General features: G+C 74.6%; 15 protein-coding genes. 9 read left to right on the top strand and 6 right to left on the bottom strand.

Going from position 1 to position 17,575, the window contains the following annotated elements; genetic code table 11:
- Window positions 1-1,146 carry a 5-(carboxyamino)imidazole ribonucleotide synthase gene (locus RND61_RS22325; RefSeq protein WP_315879822.1) on the bottom strand — a complete coding sequence of 382 codons (1,146 nt, stop codon included), beginning with the start codon at window positions 1,144-1,146 and terminating at the stop codon, window positions 1-3.
- 153 nt (window positions 1,147-1,299) lie between these two features.
- Here RND61_RS22325 and RND61_RS22320 point away from each other — a divergent pair, with 153 nt between their 5' ends.
- On the top strand, window positions 1,300-1,842 hold the full coding sequence (locus RND61_RS22320; RefSeq protein WP_315879821.1) for a GtrA family protein: 543 nt from the start codon (window positions 1,300-1,302) through the stop codon (window positions 1,840-1,842).
- Between the two features lie 85 nt (window positions 1,843-1,927).
- Here the strand turns inward: RND61_RS22320 and RND61_RS22315 are convergent, their stop codons facing one another.
- Both RND61_RS22315 and RND61_RS22310 read right to left on the bottom strand, forming a co-directional pair.
- Window positions 1,928-3,217: an ATP-binding protein gene (locus RND61_RS22315; protein WP_315879820.1), complete on the bottom strand. Its 1,290-nt coding sequence runs from the start codon at window positions 3,215-3,217 to the stop codon at window positions 1,928-1,930.
- 12 nt (window positions 3,218-3,229) lie between these two features.
- Window positions 3,230-3,907, bottom strand: coding sequence for a response regulator transcription factor (locus RND61_RS22310; RefSeq protein WP_315879819.1), 678 nt, complete (start codon window positions 3,905-3,907; stop codon window positions 3,230-3,232).
- Window positions 3,908-4,329: 422 nt separating this feature from the next.
- Between RND61_RS22310 and RND61_RS22305 the strand changes: the two genes are divergently transcribed.
- The 3 genes from RND61_RS22305 to RND61_RS22295 all read left to right on the top strand — a co-directional run bounded on the left by RND61_RS22305 (window position 4,330) and on the right by RND61_RS22295 (window position 8,286).
- Window positions 4,330-5,850 carry a peptide MFS transporter gene (locus RND61_RS22305; protein WP_315879818.1) on the top strand — a complete coding sequence of 507 codons (1,521 nt, stop codon included), beginning with the start codon at window positions 4,330-4,332 and terminating at the stop codon, window positions 5,848-5,850.
- A gap of 176 nt (window positions 5,851-6,026) precedes the next feature.
- The gene (locus RND61_RS22300) at window positions 6,027-7,151 is read left to right on the top strand and encodes an LCP family protein (RefSeq protein WP_315879817.1); all 1,125 of its coding nucleotides are present in this window, start codon (window positions 6,027-6,029) and stop codon (window positions 7,149-7,151) included.
- Window positions 7,152-7,497: 346 nt separating this feature from the next.
- Window positions 7,498-8,286 carry a CDP-alcohol phosphatidyltransferase family protein gene (locus tag RND61_RS22295; RefSeq protein ID WP_391653903.1) on the top strand — a complete coding sequence of 263 codons (789 nt, stop codon included), beginning with the start codon at window positions 7,498-7,500 and terminating at the stop codon, window positions 8,284-8,286.
- On the opposite strand, the gene RND61_RS22290 is transcribed toward RND61_RS22295, so the two are convergent.
- Window positions 8,240-8,749, bottom strand: coding sequence for an adenylyltransferase/cytidyltransferase family protein (locus RND61_RS22290; RefSeq protein WP_315879816.1), 510 nt, complete (start codon window positions 8,747-8,749; stop codon window positions 8,240-8,242). The genes RND61_RS22295 and RND61_RS22290 overlap by 47 nt on opposite strands.
- Before the next feature lie 139 nt (window positions 8,750-8,888).
- On the opposite strand from RND61_RS22290, the gene RND61_RS22285 reads away from it, so the two are divergent.
- The 3 genes from RND61_RS22285 to RND61_RS22275 are packed head-to-tail and all read left to right on the top strand — an operon-like array spanning window position 8,889 to window position 13,200.
- Window positions 8,889-10,217 carry a glycosyltransferase gene (locus RND61_RS22285; protein WP_315879815.1) on the top strand — a complete coding sequence of 443 codons (1,329 nt, stop codon included), beginning with the start codon at window positions 8,889-8,891 and terminating at the stop codon, window positions 10,215-10,217.
- Window positions 10,214-11,947 (top strand): lipopolysaccharide biosynthesis protein, encoded by a 1,734-nt coding sequence (locus RND61_RS22280; protein ID WP_315879814.1) that lies wholly within the window; start codon window positions 10,214-10,216, stop codon window positions 11,945-11,947. The genes RND61_RS22285 and RND61_RS22280 overlap by 4 nt, the downstream gene beginning before the upstream one ends.
- A gap of 26 nt (window positions 11,948-11,973) precedes the next feature.
- Window positions 11,974-13,200, top strand: a complete 1,227-nt coding sequence (locus tag RND61_RS22275) for a hypothetical protein (RefSeq protein WP_391653917.1) — start codon at window positions 11,974-11,976, stop codon at window positions 13,198-13,200.
- A 12-nt stretch (window positions 13,201-13,212) separates the two neighbouring features.
- Here the strand turns inward: RND61_RS22275 and RND61_RS22270 are convergent, their stop codons facing one another.
- Window positions 13,213-14,853 carry a hypothetical protein gene (locus RND61_RS22270; RefSeq protein ID WP_391653900.1) on the bottom strand — a complete coding sequence of 547 codons (1,641 nt, stop codon included), beginning with the start codon at window positions 14,851-14,853 and terminating at the stop codon, window positions 13,213-13,215.
- A 33-nt stretch (window positions 14,854-14,886) separates the two neighbouring features.
- Here RND61_RS22270 and RND61_RS22265 point away from each other — a divergent pair, with 33 nt between their 5' ends.
- Window positions 14,887-15,426, top strand: coding sequence for a WcaF family extracellular polysaccharide biosynthesis acetyltransferase (locus RND61_RS22265; RefSeq protein ID WP_315879812.1), 540 nt, complete (start codon window positions 14,887-14,889; stop codon window positions 15,424-15,426).
- Between the two features lie 11 nt (window positions 15,427-15,437).
- Complete coding sequence (locus RND61_RS22260) at window positions 15,438-16,571, top strand: glycosyltransferase (RefSeq protein WP_315879853.1); 1,134 nt, start codon at window positions 15,438-15,440, stop codon at window positions 16,569-16,571.
- On the opposite strand, the gene RND61_RS22255 is transcribed toward RND61_RS22260, so the two are convergent.
- Window positions 16,550-17,290 (bottom strand): hypothetical protein, encoded by a 741-nt coding sequence (locus RND61_RS22255; RefSeq protein ID WP_315879811.1) that lies wholly within the window; start codon window positions 17,288-17,290, stop codon window positions 16,550-16,552. The two genes, RND61_RS22260 and RND61_RS22255, sit on opposite strands and share 22 nt — an antisense overlap.
- Window positions 17,291-17,575 lie beyond the last annotated feature (285 nt).

The following is a 17,575-nucleotide window of genomic DNA, read 5'->3' as shown; positions in this document are numbered from 1 at the left end:
TTACTCAACGATCGTTCCTCGCAGATAGTCGGCGGCGTGGCGGGCGCGCTCCAGCACGTCGTCCAGGTCGTCGCCGTAGGTGTTGACGTGGCCCACCTTGCGGCCGGGCTTCACGTCCTTGCCGTACATGTGGATCTTGAGCTGCGGGTCGCGGGCCATGCAGTGCAGGTACCCCTGGTACATGTCCGGGTAGTCGCCGCCGAGGACGTTCGCCATGACCGTCCAGCGGGCGCGCGGGCGCGGGTCGCCGAGCGGGAGGTCGAGGACGGCCCGGACGTGGTTGGCGAACTGGGAGGTGACCGCGCCGTCCTGGGTCCAGTGGCCGGAGTTGTGCGGGCGCATCGCCAGTTCGTTGACGAGGACGCGGCCGTCGCGGGTCTCGAACAGCTCGACCGCGAGGTGACCGACGACTCCGAGCTCCTCGGCGACGCGCAGGGCGAGGCGCTGGGCCTCCAGGGCGCGGTCCTCGGGCAGACCGGGCGCCGGGGCGATGACCGTGTCGCACACGCCGTCGACCTGCCGCGACTCGACGACCGGGTAGGCGACGGCCTGGCCGTGCGGGGAGCGGACGACGTTCGCCGCGAGCTCCCGGACGAAGTCGACCTTCTCCTCGGCGAGGACGGGCACGCCGGCGAGGAACGGGGCGCGGGCGTCCTCCTCGGAGCGGACGATCCACACGCCCTTGCCGTCGTAGCCGCCGCGCACCGTCTTCAGGACGATCGGGAAGCCGCCCCCCTCGACCTCCGTCGCGAACGCCACCGCGTCGGCCGGGTCCGTCACGATGCGGTGGCGGGGGCAGGGCACGCCGATCGCGTCGAGCCTGGCGCGCATCACGCCCTTGTCCTGGGCGTGCACGAGCGCCTCGGGCCCGGGGCGGACGGGGATGCCCTCCGCCTCCAACGCCCTGAGGTGCTCGGTCGGCACGTGCTCGTGATCGAAGGTGATCACGTCACAGCCGCGCGCGAAGTCACGCAGCGTGTCCAGGTCGCGGTAGTCGCCGATGACGACATCGCTCACGACCTGGGCCGCGGAGTCCTGCGGAGTGTCACTGAGAAGCCTGAATCTGATGCCGAGGGGGATGCCCGCCTCGTGGGTCATGCGGGCGAGCTGTCCGCCGCCGACCATACCGACTACCGGGAACGTCACCCTCCTAGGGTATCCGCCGCTCGTAGCGGGGTGTGACGGTGGCCGCCGGACGCGGGTTTCCGCGGGCTCGCTCACCCGCGCGTACCGACCGGGTGATGGTTAGCATGACGGGGTTGACGCACATGGCCGGCGGACGGGACTGAAACGATCATTATGACGGAACAGAGCGCCCTGCGGGTGCGGCTGGAACAGCTCGTCCGGGAGATAGCGAAATTCGGTCTCGTCGGCGGAATCGGCCTGCTGGTGAACATGGCGGCCTTCAATCTCCTGCGCCAGGCCACGGACCTGCCCGTCGTCCGGGCGAGCCTGCTGGCCACGGTCATCGCCATCGCCTGCAACTACCTCGGTTTCCGCTATTTCACCTACCGGGACCGGGACAAGACGCGGCGCACGCGCGAGGCGATGTTGTTCTTCGTGTTCAGCGTGGCCGGAATGGTGATCGAGAACGGAATCCTGTACGCGGCGACGTACGGGTTCGGCTGGGACAGCCCGCTCCAGAACAACTTCTTCAAGTTCTTCGGCATCGGCATCGGCACGCTGTTCCGGTTCTGGTCCTACCGCACGTGGGTGTTCCGGGCGCTCCCGGAAGCCGGGGCGGAGGACGGCGCCGGCCCGCCCGGGGAACCGGCCGGGCCGGCGCCGATCCTGGGGCAGCGGAAGCCGCAGGACAGCCCCGCTCCGGCGGGCCGCCGCTGACGGCAGGCGGGACGGCCGACGAGCGGGACGGCCGGCGGTTGGACGGACAAGGCGGGACGGACGAGGCCGGGCGGGCTCCCCGCGGCTAGCGGATCGGGCGGGGCGGCAGGGCGTCGTCGTCGCGGTGGTCGCCGTCCCTGCGGGCGGTCTCACGGCTGAGGAAGAGCGCGAACACGGCGGGCTTCAACTGGACGAGCTCCAGCCGGCCGCCGTCCGCCTCCGCGAGGTCGCGGGCCACGGCCAGGCCGATGCCCGTGGAGTTGCGGCCGCTGATGGTCCGCTCGAAGATCCGCGCGCCGAGGTCCTCGGGGACGCCCGGCCCCTCGTCGGTGACCTCGACGACGGCCTGGTTGCCGGTGACGCGGGTGCGCAGGGCCACCGTGCCGCCGCCGTGCATCAGGGAGTTCTCGATCAGCGCGGCGAGCACCTGGGCGACCGCGCCGGGCGTGCCGACGGCCCGCATGCGGGTCTTCCCGGACCGTACGATCGCCCGGCCCGCGCTGCGGTAGGCCGGCCGCCACTCCTCGATCTGCTGCTTGACGACCTCGTCGAGGTCGAAGGCGACCGCGGAGCCTGTACGGGGGTCGCGGGAGTTCGTGAGCAGCCGCTGGACGACGTCCGTGAGCCGTTCGACCTGCGCGAGCGCGATCGTCGCCTCCTCGCGGGCCGTGTCCAGGTCGTCGGTGACCGCGATCTCCTCCAGCCGCATCGACAGCGCCGTCAGCGGGGTCCGCAACTGGTGGGAGGCGTCCGCGGCGAGCCTCCGCTCGGCGGTGAGCATCCGCGCGATCCGCTCGGCGGACGCGTCCAGCACGTCCGCGACCCGGTCCAGCTCGGGCACCCCGTAGCGCCGGTGGCGCGGCCGGGGGTCGCCCGAGCCCAGCCGCTCGGCGGTCTCGGCGAGGTCGGTGAGCGGGGAGGCGAGCCGGTTGGCCTGCCGCACGGCGAGGAGGACGGCCGCCACGACGGCGAGCAGCGCGACCGCGCCGATGATCAGCAGCGTACGGCCGACCTCGCGGGTGACCGACGAGCGGGACTCCTCGACGGTGACCTCCTCGCCGTGCTCCCCCACGGCCGTGCCGCGGATGACGCTGCCCTGGGGGCGGCTGCCGACCTCGATGGCGGGGCTGCCGGGGATCTCGATCCGGGCGTACCGCTGGGCGCCGCCGTGGTCGGAGAGGATGTCCGGGTCGACGGGCTCGCCGCCGACGAGACGGCTGTCGACGATGCTGGCGAGCCGCAGCGCCTCGGAGTCGACGCTCTCCTGGGCGCTGCTGGTGATCGTCCGGGTCTCGACGATGACGAGGGAGACCCCGAAGACGGAGATGACGACCAGCACCACGGCGAGCGTGGAGCTGATCAGGCGCCGGCGCACGGAGAGGTCGCCTCAGCTCTTCTCGAAGCGGAAGCCGACACCGCGCACGGTGGCGATGTAGCGCGGGTTCGCCGCGTCGTCGCCGAGCTTCTTGCGGAGCCAGGAGATGTGCATGTCGAGGGTCTTCGTGGACGACCACCACGTCGTGTCCCACACCTCGCGCATCAGCTGGTCGCGGGTGACGACCCGGCCGGCGTCGCGGACGAGGACGCGCAGCAGGTCGAACTCCTTCGCGGTGAGCTGGAGCTCCTCGTCGCCCATCCAGGCGCGGTGCGACTCGACGTCGATGCGGACGCCGTGCGTCGCCGGCTGCGGGGCGGGCTCGGCGGCGCCGCGCCGCAGCAGGGCCCGGACGCGGGCGAGGAGCTCGGCGAGCCGGAACGGCTTGGTGACGTAGTCGTCGGCGCCGGCGTCGAGCCCGACGACGGTGTCGACCTCGTCGGCGCGGGCGGTCAGGACGAGGATCGGCACCGTGTGCCCCTCGGAGCGCAGCCGGCGGGCGACCTCCAGGCCGTCCATGCCGGGCAGTCCCAGGTCGAGGACGACGAGGTCGACGCAGCCCTGCAGCCCCGTGTCGAGCGCGCTGGGACCGTCCTGCCGCACCTCGACCTCGTATCCCTCGCGCCGCAGGGCGCGGGCCAGCGGTTCCGAGATGGATGCGTCGTCCTCGGCGAGCAGTACACGCGTCATGCAGTGATGGTAGTCCGCGCGGCGCACAGGTCACGGGGAGATCGAGTCAAGATCATCACCGCCTGCACGACAGAGGTGGCATCCTGGATGGGACCTTTGATTGTGCGCCCGCGGTTCCAGGGAAGCCTGTGATCCATCTCTCAAGTCCTTCCATATGCCACGCTGTCGTGGCGTATGGTGGCGAGACGCTCGAAGTGGTAAACGGGGACCTTTGGCGCCATCAGTCATTGACGCACCAAAGGTCTCTTTTCTGCTCGGCGAAAGAATGACCTGTGGGCCGGGCTCCGCGACGCGACGTTCGATTCGAACGCGCGGCGGGGTGTGGATCCCGGTACGGCCCCCGCCGTACCGGTGCCGGCCGCCCGAAGCGGGCGCGGGTCGCCCAAGAAGCGACACGCGTCCCGAACGAACAAGGATCGACCATGGCGTCCAGCCTGACGAAGGACTCGGCGAACACCCCCGTCACCGAGAAGACCTTCTTCGGCCACCCCCGCGGCCTGGCCACACTCTTCATGACCGAGATGTGGGAGCGCTTCAGCTACTACGGCATGCGCGCCCTACTCGTGTACTACCTGGTGTCGGGCGGCGCGGACGCCGCCACGGGCAGCCAGGGGGGCGGCCTGGCGATGACCGCGGCCACGGCGACGGCGATCTACTCCGTCTACGTGTCGATGGTCTACCTCATGGCCATGCCCGGCGGCTGGTTCGGCGACCGCGTCTGGGGCGCCCGCAAGACCGTCACCATCGCCGGCGCGGTGATCATGGCGGGCCACCTCTCGCTGGCCCTGCCCGGCCAGGCGATGTTCTTCGTCGGCCTCGCGCTCGTCGCCGTGGGCTCCGGCCTGCTGAAGGCCAACATCTCCACGATGGTGGGCCACCTCTACGAGGGTCCCGAGGACCCGCGCCGCGACGGCGGCTTCACGCTGTTCTACATCGGCATCAACCTCGGCGCCTTCGTCGCCCCGTTCGTCATCGGAACGGTCGGCAAGGAGTACGACTGGCACCTCGGCTTCGCCCTCGCCGCGCTCGGCATGGGCCTGGGCCTCGTCCAGTTCCTCTTCGGCACGCGCCACCTGAGCGCCAAGAGCAGCGTCGTCCCGAACCCGCTGTCGGCCGAGGAGCGCCGCGGCGTCCTGGTCAAGGCCACCGTCGCCGTCCTCGTCACCGCCGCCTTCTACGGCGCGGTCGTCGCCCTCGGCGTCTTCACGCTGAACTGGGCCCTGGTGCCGCTCACCCTCGCGGGCCTGATCATCCCGGTGGCCGTGCTGGCGCGCATCAAGCGCGACAAGGAGCTGTCGGCGACCGAGCAGTCGAAGGTCAACGGCTACATCTGGTTCTTCGTGGCCGCCGCCGTCTTCTGGATGATCTACGACCAGGGCGGTTCGACGCTGTCGCTGTTCGCGGACAGCAAGACCGCGGACTCCGTCTTCGGCATCGGCTTCTCCGCCACCTGGTACCAGTCGCTGAACCCGCTGTACGTCATGGCGCTGGCCCCGGTCTTCGCCTGGCTGTGGCTGTGGCTCGCCCGCCGCAACCAGGAGCCGAGCACCATCGTGAAGTTCGCGATGGGCCTCGTCCTGGTCGGTGCCTCCTTCTTCGTCTTCGTCGTGCCCATGGGCATGGCGGGCGACGGCACCAAGGTCTCCCCCATGTGGCTGGTCTCCATCTACATGATCCAGACCATCGCCGAGCTGTGCCTCTCCCCGGTCGGCCTGTCGGTCACCACGAAGATGGCGCCGCAGAAGTACGCCTCGCAGATGATGGGCGTCTGGTTCCTCGCGGTCACCGCCGGTGACTGCACGACCGGTCTGCTCTCCCTCGCCGGCGTGGACCTCAACGGCACCTGGATCATCGCGATGGAGGCGTCCCTCGCCGTCGTCGCGGGCCTGGCGGTCTACATGTACCGCAAGAAGGTCCAGACACTCATGGGCAACGTGCACTGACCGTCCGGTGAGCCCCTGGGGCCCCGCCGCGCCGACACCGGCCGCGGCGGGGCCCTCCGCCGTTTCCGGGCGCCTTCCGGGGGCTGTGGCCGTCCGCCCCGGCCCTCCCCCGCCATGGGGGCGACGCCTATAGTTCACCGACCGGCCGGGGGCCGGGGTTCGCGGGGAGGGGAACCATGGCGGAGAGCGCGGAGAGCGCGGAGAGCACCGGGGCGGGCGGCGAGGGCGGCCGGCGGGGCCGGGGCCGGCACGGCGGGAAGCCGGGGCGGGCACGCGGACGGACCCGGCGGCGCGTGTGGCGGGGCGCCGGAATCGGGTGCGCCGCCGTGCTGCTCGCCACCGTCGCCGGCGGCTGGTGGGCGTACAGCAGCCTCGACGGGAACATCAAGGGCGTCGACATCGGCGAGGCCCTCGGCGACGACCGGCCGCACAGGGCGCCCGGCGCGGCCGGCGCGACGAACCTGCTCGTCCTCGGCTCCGACTCGCGGGCCGGGGACAACGCGCGGCTCGACGGCGGCGCCGTGGGCGGCGCCCGCTCCGACACCGCCCTCGTGGTGCACGTGTCGGGGGACCGTACGAAGGCCGTCGCCGTGAGCATCCCCCGCGACACCCTCGTCGACCGCCCGGCCTGCGGGAAGCCGGGCGGCGGCGGGACCGGCCCGGCCGGCCGCGTGATGTTCAACTCCGTCTACGCGACGGGCGGCGCGCCCTGCGTGGTGAAGACGGTCGAGAAGATGTCGGGGGTCCGCATCGACCACTACCTGGAGATCGACTTCGCCGGGTTCAAGGACCTCGTCGACGAGCTGGGCGGGGTGACCGTCGAGGTCCGCGAGCCGATCCGGGACACGAAGGGCGGCTTCTCCCTGGAGCCCGGCACGCACCGGCTGAACGGCACCGACTCGCTGAAGTTCGTCCGCACCCGGTACGGCTACCGGGACGGCAGCGACCTGGGGCGCATCGGCCTCCAGCAGCAGTTCCTCACGGCGCTCCTCCGCGAGGTGCAGCGGCAGGACCTGCTGGGCAACCCGGCGAAGTCGTTCCGGATCGCGCGGTCCCTGACCGGGTCGCTGACCACGGACTCCGAGCTGGCCTCCCTCCCCGCGCTCGTCGACTTCGGCCGGAGCATGCGCGGGATCGACCCGGCCACGATGGACACGATCATGCTGCCCGTCGCGTACGACAGGGCCGACCCGAACCGGGTCGTGCCGGCCGAGCCGCAGGCGGGCGCGGTGTGGAAGGCGATCCGGGAGGACGCGCCCGTACCGGACTCGGCGCGGAGGTCCCCGGCGTCGGCACGCTGATCGACCCGGCCGAGCCGACCGGCGGGGCCCGGGGCGGCGGGGACGCCGGGCGCCGGACGGAAGCGCCGGGCAGGAGCGTCGGGCACCGGGCGTGAAGGTCGGCACGCTGACCGGTCCGGCCGGTCCGATCGGTGAGACCGGCCCGCCCGGCGGGGGCCGGTGGCGCCGGGCAGGGGTGCCGAGGGCGGCGGGCAGAGGCGCCGGGGGCGGGAGCGTCGGCGCGCTGACCGGCCCGGCGGGTCCGACCCGCGGAAGCGCCGGGGCGGCGGGCGGTGCCGTACTCGCGGGGTCGGGCGCCCTGTCATCATGAACGCTCTCACGGGGAGATCCGACGCAGGGGGTGGCGATGGCCGGGACGGCGAGCGGCGCGGCCGCGGAGGCGGCGCGGATGACGTGGGGCGAGGCCCTGCGGCGGCTGGGCGGGGCCCAGAAGACGGCCAAGGGGGTGTCGCTGTACTCCCGGTTCGTGAACCGGCCGGTGGGCCGGGTCCTCGCGGCCGGCTCGTATGTCGTCGGACTCACGCCCAACCAGGTCACCCTGGTCAGCGCGGCGTTCAGCTTCACCGGGATCGCGGTGCTCGCGCTGGCCGCGCCCTCGTGGTGGGCCGGGGTGCTCGTGTGGCTGGCGCTGGCCGTGGGGTTCGCCTTCGACTCGGCGGACGGCCAGCTCGCGCGGTTGCGGGGAGGTGGCAGCCCGGCGGGCGAGTGGCTGGACCACGTGGTGGACTGCGCCAAGACGACCGCGCTGCACACGGCCGTGCTGATCGCCTTCTACCGCCACCCCGGCCGCTTCGGCACCGGGTCCGACGGGTGGCTGCTGGTGCCGCTGGTGTTCCTGCTCGCCTCGATCGTCACGTTCTTCGGCGGGCTGCTCACCGAGCAGCTCAAGCGGAAGGCCGCGCCGGGGAGCGCGCCGCCCGCGCCGTCGACGCTGCGCGCGGTGGCGCTGCTCCCCGTCGACCACGGCGTCTTCTGCCTGGTGTTCCTCCTGCTGGGCGGCGGCCCGCTGTTCCGTTGGGGGTACGGGCTGCTGGGCGCCGCGGCCGTGCTGTACCTGCCGCTGTTCCTGGCGAAGTGGTTCCGGGAGCTCAGCCGCCCGGCCGCGCCAGCTCCCGCGCCGGGTCCGGCCCGCTGACGTGCTCGGCGGGCGGGGCGGCGGCCGGCTGCCGCGTCAGGGCGTCCAGCGCGCGGCGCAGTTGCGTGCTGGAGGTGTGCACCGTGTACGGGAAGTAGACGACGTCGACGCCCACGGCCGCGAAGTCCCGCTCCAGCTTCCGGCCGCGCGGGGTGCCGCGCCAGTCGTCGCCCTTGAACAGCACGTCGAACCGGACCTGCTGCCAGGTCTCCAGCTTGTCGGGGACGGTCTCGACGAACGCGGCGTCCACGTACTTGATGTTGCGGACGATCTCCAGCCGCTCGATGAGCGGGATGACCGGGCGGTGGCCCTTGGCCCGTTCCGCCATCTCGTCCGAGACGACGCCCGCGACGAGGTAGTCGCAGTGCTGCCGGGCGTGCCGCAGGATGTTCAGGTGGCCTATGTGGAAGAGGTCGTAAGCCCCCGGGGCGTACCCCACCCGGTATGGTTTGCGCTCCGGCATGACTCGCTTGTCCCCCTCTGAAACGGTCCGCCCCCCGTGTCTGGGCTCGTCCCGGCAGACAGTACCGTGCACACTTCGCGGAGGACAGGTGAACGATTAGGGTGCGGCGAGCGATCGTTCGTCACAAGGGGGGCTTCGGATGCGGGACGCGGACGTGGACGCGACCGGCCGGGACGGCGGCGGACGGCGGCGCCTGCTGCTGGTGTCCACCAACTACGCGCCCGAGCACACGGGGATAGGCCCGTACGCGACGCAGGTGGCCGAGCACTGGGCGGCGGGCGGACACGAGACGCACGTCCTGGCGGGCATGCCGCACTACCCGTCCTGGTCGGTCGACCCGGCGTACCGGGGTGCGTGGCGGCGCACGGAGGTGCGCGGGGGCGTGACCGTGCACCGCAGGCGCCACACGGTGCCGCGCCGGCAGACGGCGGTGCGGCGCGCGCTGTTCGAGGGCTCCCTGCTGGCGCACCAGCTCGCCGCGCCGCCCCGGATGCCGCGGCCCGACGCGGTCGTGGCCCAGGTGCCGAGCCTCGCCGGGGGCGTGGTGGCCGCCCGCCTCGCGGCGCGCTGGCGGGTGCCGTACATACCCGTGGTGCAGGACCTGATGGGCGCCGCCGCCGCGCAGAGCGGCATCGAGGGCGGTGACCGGGCGGCGGCGGCAGCGGCGCGCGTCGAGGCGTACGTACTGCGCCGGGCCTCGCTCGTCGGCGTCATCCACGAGACGTTCACCGCACGGGTGACCGCGCTGGGCGTGCCGCCGGAGCGCGTCCGCACGGTGCCGAACTGGTCGCACGTGGCGGCCCCGGCGCGACCGCGCCAGGAGACGCGGCGCCGCCTGGGGTGGGCGCCGGCCGACACGGTGGTGCTGCACTCCGGGAACATGGGCCTCAAGCAGGGCCTGGAGGTGCTGGTCGGTGCGGCCCGCCTCGACCCGGGGGTGCGCATCGTGCTGATGGGCGACGGCAACCAGCGGGGGGCGCTGGAGCGGCTCGCCGCGGACGTGCCCAACCTGGAGTTCCTCCCGCCGGTCGACGACGCCGACTTCCCCGAGGTGCTGGCCGCCGCGGACGTGCTGGCGGTGACGCAGCGGGCCTCGGTGCTCGACATGAGCGTGCCGTCCAAGCTGACCTCGTACTTCGCCGCCGGGCGGCCGGTCGTGGCGTCGGTCGCCGACGGCGGCGGCACGGCGCAGGAGGTGCGGCGCTCGGGCGCGGGCGTGCTGGTGCCGCCGGAGGACCCGGCCGCGCTGCTGGGGGCCGTACGGAGGCTGGCGGCCGACCCGCGGGCGGCGGACGCGCTGGGCGCGGCGGGACCCCGACACGTCGAGGCGCACCTGAGCCGGGCGGCGGGGTTGGCCCGGTACGACGCGCTGCTCGACGAGGTGCTGGCGACGGGCGCGGGGAGCACCGGAGGTGCCGGGAGCACCGGGAGCACCCGGGGTGCCGGGGTGGAAGGAGCGGACAGGTGACGCAGGCGCAGGGCGGGACGGCGGCGGGGGTGCCGCCGGTCCTGGTGGACGACGAACCGGACCTCCTGCGGGACCAGTTCCGGCAGCTCCTGCGGTACCCGCGGCTGATAGCCGGCGGGGTGCTGCTCGGGCTGCTGGGTGGTGCCTGGCTCGGGTACAGCACCTCGGACACGTACGTGGCGACGAGCGACGTGGTGCTGCGGGTGCCGACCGAGGACCCGTTCAACCCGTCGATCGCCGTCGAGAAGACACTCGACATGAACACCGAGCGGCAGGCCGCCACCAGCCGCCGCACCGCCGAACGCGCCGCCGAGGCCCTGGACTTCCCCGGCGACCCGGCGAGCCTGGTGACCGGTCTCCAGGTCACCAACCCTCCCAAGTCGCAGGTGCTGCGGTTCAGTTACACCACCGCCGACCCGAAGTTGTCGGCGCGCCGGGCGAACGCGCTGGTCGCGGCGTACCTGGCGGACCGCAAGGAGCAGACCGAGCAGACCCGCGACGCGATGATCAAGGGCCTCCAGGCGCAGCTCGACCCGATCGCCAGGCAGCACGACGAGCTCGCGCGGGAACTCGACGGCAGGACCCCCACCGAGGCGGAGGCGGACTTCTCGGTCAAGGCCAACCTGCTCAACCGGATCACCGAGCTGAGCAACCGGATCAGCAAGCTGAAGGCGCTCGACGTGACACCCGGCAAGGTGATCAGGACGGCGACGCCGCCCACCTCGTCGGACGGGCCGGGCTGGGCGCTGTCCCTGGGCCTCGGCGGGGCCATCGGCATCGCGCTCGGGCTGCTGATGGCCTGGGTGCGGCTGGTGTTCGACCCGGCGGCCCGCTCGGAGGGCGACGTGGCGCGGGCGCTGCGCGCGCCCGTCCTCGGCTCGCTGCCGCGCACCCGTGAGACGGACCCGCTGCTGACGGAGGACCGCGAGGAGTCGCCGCTCGCCGAGGAGTACCGGTCCATCGCCTACCGGCTCGCGTACGACCAGCGGTTCGCCGACCGGCGGCGGCTGCTGGTGGCGGCGCCGCGCGGCTCCAGCCGTACGGCGGCGGCCGTGGCGGTCAACCTGGCGGCGTCGTTCGCGGAGACCGGCAAGCGGGTGCTGATCGTGGAGGCGGAGCTGCGGCGGCCGTCGCTGGAGAACCAGTTGCGGGCGCGGGAGATCGGCGGCCCGTCGTGGACGCGGGACGGCGAGGGCGAGGGCTGGCCGAACGGGCGGCGGCTGGCCGTGGACGCCGGGGAGTCGGGCGGCTTCGAGCTGGTTCCGGGCGCCCGGGTGCGCAACGTGGCGCGGGCGCTGACGTCACCGGAGATGTCCCGGCTGGTGGAGGAGGCCGACGACCCGAACGTCACGGTGATCGTGCTGACGCCGCCGGTGTTCGCGTACGCCGACGCGCTGGCGCTGGTGGACCGGGTGGACGGCGTGCTCGTCGTGTGCGACCCGCGCGGGGTGCACCGGTCGCAGCTGGCCCGGCTGCGGGACCTGATCACGGGCGCGGGCGGCACGGTGCTCGGCACCGTCATGCACCGCGGGCAGCACGGCAAGGACGGGCGGCGGGGGCGGAAGGGCTCCCGGGGCGCCAAGGGGTCGCGCGGGCAGTCGCGCGGCGCCGCGCGGCCGCCGTCGGACACGGGCCGCGCGGGCGGCCGGGGCGCGGGGGCGGGCGTACCCGACGACGAGGCGTCCACGACGATGGCGCTGCGCGCCGTCACCCCCTCCGACCGGCAGTGAGCGGCGCGCGGGGCGGTGGCGGGCCGCTGCGAGGCCGTACCGCCGCCGTCGCCTCGGTCCTCGACCAGGGCGCGGCGGGGCTGACGAACATCCTGGTGCTGGTGCTGGCCGCGCGGCTGTCGACGGCGGCGGGGTTCGCCGAGTTCTCCATGGTGTACCTGGTGTTCACCGTGGTGCTGGGCCTGTTCATGGCGTACGTCGGGCAGGAGCTGGTGCTGGTGCGCGGCGGTGCGGGCGCAGCGGCGGCGGCCTGCCGCTCGGCGCTCGGCTTCACCGCGGCGGGCGCGTCCGCGGTGGGCGCGGTGCTGGTCGCGGTGGGCCTGGCGCTGCCGCCGGGCGGGCGGGCCCTGGTGGCGCTCGGCGCGGTGCTGCCGGTGGTGCTGCTCCAGGACGCGGCCCGGTACTGCTTCTCGCTGCTGGGGCGCCCGCACCACGCGCTGGCGGCGGACGGGCTGCGGCTCCTGTCGACGGTGGCGGTGCTGGCGGCGCAGCCGTCCGGGGCGTCGCCGGGGCGGCTGGTGCTGGCGTGGGGGCTCGCCGCGCTGCCGGGGCTCGCGGCGGCGGTCCTGCTGCTGCGGCGGCCGTTGGCGGGGGCCCGTGCGGAGTTGCGGCGGTACCTGCGGCGGGGGCACCTGGGGCGGCGGTTCGCCGTCGAGTTCGCCGTGGGCAACGGCTCCGGCCAGGTCGCGGTGGTCTGCCTCGGCCTGCTGGGCAGCCCCCTCGCGGTGGGCGCGCTGCGGGGCGCCTCGGCGCTGTTCGGACCGCTGAACGTGTTCTTCGGCGCGGCGAACGGCTTCGGGCCGCCGCTGCTGAACCGCCTCGGCGGCGGGCGCTCCGTGGTGCGGGTGACGCTGCTGCTGGGGTGCGCGCTGGCCGCGGTGGGCGCCGTGTGGGGCGGGGTGTGGTGGCTGCTGCCGGACGACTGGGGCCGCGGCGTGCTGGGCGGGACGTGGCCGGCCGTCGCGGCGCTGCTGCCCGCGTCGACGGCCCAGTACACGCTGATGGGTCTCGGGGTGAGCGCGCTGCTCACGCTGCGGGTGCTGAGCCCGCGCGAGACGCTGCCGGTGCAGGTCGTGTTCTCGCTGCTGTCGGTGGCGCTGCTGTACGCGGGGTTCGCGGCGGGCGGCGCGGTGGGCGCGGCGTGGGGGCTGGCGGGCGGTTCGGCGGCGAAGGCGCTGGCCGCGTGGGTGCGGGTGGCGCGGGTGCGCCGCCGGGCGGGCGCCCCGGGGGCCGCCGTCGCCGCGGGGCCCTGACGGGGCGGCGGGTCAGCCGAGCCGGGCGCCCCGGTCGCGGCGGTGCGTGGCGATGAGCGCGAGGCACAGGGCGGCGATGGCGACCTTGCCGGTGGCCTGGAGGAGCGGGCCGCGCACGAGGATGAAGGAGTACCCCGCCACCAGCGGCGCCGTGATCAGCAGCAGGCTGCCCGTCGGCGAGCCCCGTACGGCGCGGCGCGCCACGCGCCGGTCGACGCGGGCGGCGGCGTATCCGACGGCGGCCATGCCGGCCGTCATGCCGACGGGCCCGAAGTCGATCCACAGCTCCGCCCACACCGGTGAGGACAGGTTGGTGTTGACCGCGCCCATCCACTCGCCGACCATCACCCCCGTGTCGGACGGCTTGCCCGCCCACACGGAGCGGGGCACGGCGAACAGCAGCGAGCCGGCGAGCTGGTGGCCGTACGTGTGGCCCTGCCCGGACTCCACGTAGGTGATCGTGTTGGCGAACATGCCGACCTGGTCGTAGTCCTTGAGCGCCAGCGGCTCCAGGAACGACGTCGTCTCGATCTGCCGCGCGTTGTTCTCGTCGTACCGGAAGCGGTCGGCGAACGGGAAGACGAGCAGCGCGACGACCACGCCGAGGCTCAGGGAGGCCCGGTACATGGCGGCGCTCGCCGGGAACGCGGTGAACAGCAGCGCGAACAGCACCGTGAGGAACCAGTACCGGGGGTTGGAGACCGGGTTGTTCACGACGGCGTTCAGGACGACGAGGGCGCCGAACACCGCGACGACGGACCAGGTGCGGCGGGCCCGCCGGGACGTGACCAGCCAGCGCGTGTACACGAGGAGGGCGATGAGCGGCGGCACGGTGCCGAAGCCGCGCAGGAACGCCTGGCCGGCCTGGGAGCCGTCGCCGGAGACGCCGGCGTCCTCGATGCTGGCGATGATCTCCTGCCGGCTGCTGAAGAAGACGGCGGGGCCGCCGAGCTTGACGATGAGCAGGCCGCCGCAGGCGAAGGCGGCCAGCACCAGCAGCAGCAGGCGCCGGCGGTGGATCAGCAGCGGCCGGTCGTCGGGGGCGGCGCCCCGCTCCCCGGACCGCCCGTCGACGGACCGGCCGGCCCGGCCCCGGCGGTGCCAGGGGGTGCGGTACCGGGCGAGCAGGGCGCCCACGTCGAAGGCGAAGCAGCCCAGCAGGACCAGCGAGACGGCCTGGACCAGGTCCTCGCGGGGGCCGACGACCGGGGTGGGGACGCGGCCGAGGACCGCCTGGGCGAGCGGGGCGACGCCCATCGCCATGTAGCAGAACATCCAGAACGTCGCCTGGAGCAGCTTGCGGCGGACGGTGAGCACCATCGCGGACAGCCGCACGCCGCAGTACACGGTGAGGACGGCCTGGAGCCAGAACGCGGCGTCGCGGGGGCCCTCGCCCGACTGGGAGACCACGACCAGCGGCAGGAAGCACGACAGGCCGAGGACGAGCGGCACGGAGAGCGCCCTGGACAGCAGCGTCCGCGGCCGGAACGGCGGCGGCAGCGGGACGGTCCGGGGCGTGGCGCGGGGCACGGCTCGGGGCGTCGTGTCGACCGTCACTCCGTACCCCCCGCCACCGTGTCCCGCGCAGTCTAACGAGCACCCCCGGGGGACGCCCTGCGTGCGGGACGGTACAACCGTTAATCTGATGGTCATTCCGCAGGGGGTCACAGGGGGGAGTCCGACGCCATGCGCGACCTGTCCGCGTTCACACTGGCCGGGTACGACAAGGGCCGGGGCAGGTTGACCCAGGCCCTGTGGTTCGCGGTGCTGAACCTGGTCTTCATGGCCTGGTGGTGCCCGGCCCGGCTGCGGGTGGCCCTGCTGCGCGCGTTCGGCGCGACGATCGGCGAGAACGTGCTGATACGCCACCGGGTGCGCGTCCTGTGGCCCTGGAAGCTGACCGTGGGCGACCACACCTGGATCGGTGAGGGCGCCTGGCTGCTCAACCTGGAGCCGGTCGTGCTCGGCGCCCACGTGTGCGTCTCCCAGGAGGCGCTGCTGTGCACCGGCGGCCACGACCACCGCGCCGCCGACTTCCGGTACCGCAACGCGCCCATCACCGTCGAGGACGGCGCCTGGGTCGCCGCCCGCGCCACCGTCCTGGCCGGCACCCGCGTGGGCCGCCACGCCGTCGTCGGCGCCGGCGCCGTGCTCCACCGGGACCTGCCGGAGCTGACCCTGCACACCGCGGACGGCACGCGCCGCCCCGTCGAGGAGCCCGTGTGACCACCGCGTCCCTGCGCGTCCTGCACGCCGTCACCCTGCACTCCCCCACCGGCGCGTTCGGCGGCCCCGTCCGGGTGGCCCTGAACCTGGCGCACGGGCTGCGCGACCGGGGCCACGCCCCGCGCCTGCTGGCCCTGGCCGACGGGTTCGGGCCCGTGCCGCCCGCCGACGTGGAGGGCGTGCCCGCCCGGCTGTACCCGGCCCGCCGGTTGCTGCCGCTCGGCTTCAGCGGCATCACCTCGCCGGCGCTGCTGGCGGAGGCGGGGCGGCTGGTGCGCGGCGCGGACGTCGTCCACGTGCACCTCGCCCGCGACCTGGTGACGCTCCCCGTGGCGCTGGCGGCGCTGCGCGCCCGGGTGCCGCTGGTGCTCCAGACGCACGGCATGGTCGACCCCAGCGACCGGCTCCTCGCCAGGGCCCTCGACGCGCTGGCCGTACGACGGGTGCTGCGCGGCGCCGCCGCGGTGCTGCACCTGACGGGGCACGAGCGGCGCGACCTGGACGCGGTCGCCGGGGTGCCCCTGCCGCACGCGGTGCGCCTGGTCAACGGCGTTCCCCGGCAGGAGCCGCGCCCCGCGCCAAAGGGGCCGCCGAGGATCCTGTACGCGGCGCGCCTCCAGGCCCGCAAGCGGCCGTGCGACTTCGTGGCGGCCGCGCCGGAGGTGCTGCGCCACCACCCCGACGCCCGGTTCGTCGTCGCGGGCCCCGACGAGGGCGAACTGCCCGCCGTACGGGCGCTGATCGACGAGCTGGGGCTGCGGGGGCGCGTCACCTGCGTGGGGGCGCTGAGCGCGGCGGAGGTGCTGGACGAGCTGCGCCGGGCGCACGTGTACGTGCTGCCGTCGGTGGACGAGCCGTTCCCGATGTCGGTCCTGGAGTCACTGTCCGTGGGCACCCCGGCCGTGGTGACCGTGTCGAACGGGCTGGCGTCGGCGGTCCGGGAGGCGGGCGCGGGCCGGGTCGTGGCGGACGCGTCGGGCCTCGCGGGCGCCGTGCTGGAGCTGCTGGAGCCACAGGCCGCCGGGAAGGCGTCGGCGGCGGCGCACGCGCTGGCCGGGACGGCCTTCTCCATGGACGCCGTGGTGGACGGGCTGCTGGCCGTGTACGGCCGCGCGGTGGACCGTCAGCCGCGCAGCCAGGCGTAGCAGCCGGTCGAGACGAACCGGGCGGCTCCGGCCGGGACGGTCAGGGTGTGCCGGCCGCCGGCGGCGCCGGGTGCCGGTCCGCCGGCCAGTTGGGCGCCCCCGGCGTCGGTGACCTGCCAGGAGCAGCCGGGGGACGCGGACACGGCCCGGTAGCGGCCGGCGGCCGGGGAGGCGTGGACGCCGTCCGGGTAGCCGCCCTTCGCCGCGTCGAGGACGGGGCGCTGCTCGGGGCAGAGGTGGGCGACGGCGTCGGCGGCGTCGCGGATCTCCCCGGCGACGACGGCCGCGGCGGCGGCGTCCTTGTCGTGCCTGGCGGTGCGGGAGATCCGCTGGCAGGACTCCTTGCCGATGTCGAGGACGGCGGCGGGGTCGGCGGACCGCGGCACCCGGCCGCTCAGGTACTCCTTCTCCTTCGGGGTGAAGGAGCCGGTGGCGGGGGTGAGCGCCGCGTCGGGCCGCACGTCCCCGGCGGGGGCGGACCCGCGCGGCGCGGGGGCGGACCCCGCGGGGGCGGCGGTCGGGCCGGCGGTGGGACCGGCCGCGGTCGTGCCGTCCTGCTCCCCCGCGACGCGGTCGGCCGCCGACAGGGAGGGCGCGGACGCCGAGGGCGCCGCCGCCTCCGTACGCCCGGAGGCGCCGTCGGAGGAGCAGCCCGCCACGGTGAGCACCGCCACCAGCAGCAGCGGGGCGGCGGCGGGACGGCGGAGGGGGATGGGCATGGGGCGCTCCTGGTGGGTGGGTGCGGGACGGGGCGGCGCGCCGGAGGGCGCGCGGGGTTCGGGAGGGCACGCCCGCGGGCCGCTCGCGGAACCGGGTGACGGTGGTGCCGGGTGACGGATGTACGGAAGGGAAGGGCGCCCCCGCGGGCCCCTCGCGGGGCCGAAGGGACGCGCGGGTGCCCGGAGGACGGCCACACGCGGACGCGCGGGTGCCGGGAGGACGGCCACGCGCGGGCGCGAAGCGCCGCACACGTGCGTCCTCCCGGCACCCGCTCACAGCGCCCG

This window comes from Streptomyces tamarix, assembly GCF_032423885.1.
GTDB lineage: Bacteria > Actinomycetota > Actinomycetes > Streptomycetales > Streptomycetaceae > Streptomyces > Streptomyces tamarix.
This window is presented reverse-complemented; position numbering and strand designations above follow the sequence as displayed.

Coding starts and splice junctions, on each gene's coding strand:
- RND61_RS22290 (WP_315879816.1), bottom strand. CDS start 8,749: ATGCCGGAGCGCAAACCATACCGGGTGGGGTACGCCCCGGGGGCTTAC.
- RND61_RS22320 (WP_315879821.1), top strand. CDS start 1,300: ATGACGGAACAGAGCGCCCTGCGGGTGCGGCTGGAACAGCTCGTCCGG.
- RND61_RS22310 (WP_315879819.1), bottom strand. CDS start 3,907: ATGACGCGTGTACTGCTCGCCGAGGACGACGCATCCATCTCGGAACCG.
- RND61_RS22300 (WP_315879817.1), top strand. CDS start 6,027: ATGGCGGAGAGCGCGGAGAGCGCGGAGAGCACCGGGGCGGGCGGCGAG.
- RND61_RS22255 (WP_315879811.1), bottom strand. CDS start 17,290: ATGCCCATCCCCCTCCGCCGTCCCGCCGCCGCCCCGCTGCTGCTGGTG.
- RND61_RS22295 (WP_391653903.1), top strand. CDS start 7,498: ATGGCCGGGACGGCGAGCGGCGCGGCCGCGGAGGCGGCGCGGATGACG.
- RND61_RS22270 (WP_391653900.1), bottom strand. CDS start 14,853: ATGACCATCAGATTAACGGTTGTACCGTCCCGCACGCAGGGCGTCCCC.
- RND61_RS22265 (WP_315879812.1), top strand. CDS start 14,887: ATGCGCGACCTGTCCGCGTTCACACTGGCCGGGTACGACAAGGGCCGG.
- RND61_RS22285 (WP_315879815.1), top strand. CDS start 8,889: ATGCGGGACGCGGACGTGGACGCGACCGGCCGGGACGGCGGCGGACGG.
- RND61_RS22305 (WP_315879818.1), top strand. CDS start 4,330: ATGGCGTCCAGCCTGACGAAGGACTCGGCGAACACCCCCGTCACCGAG.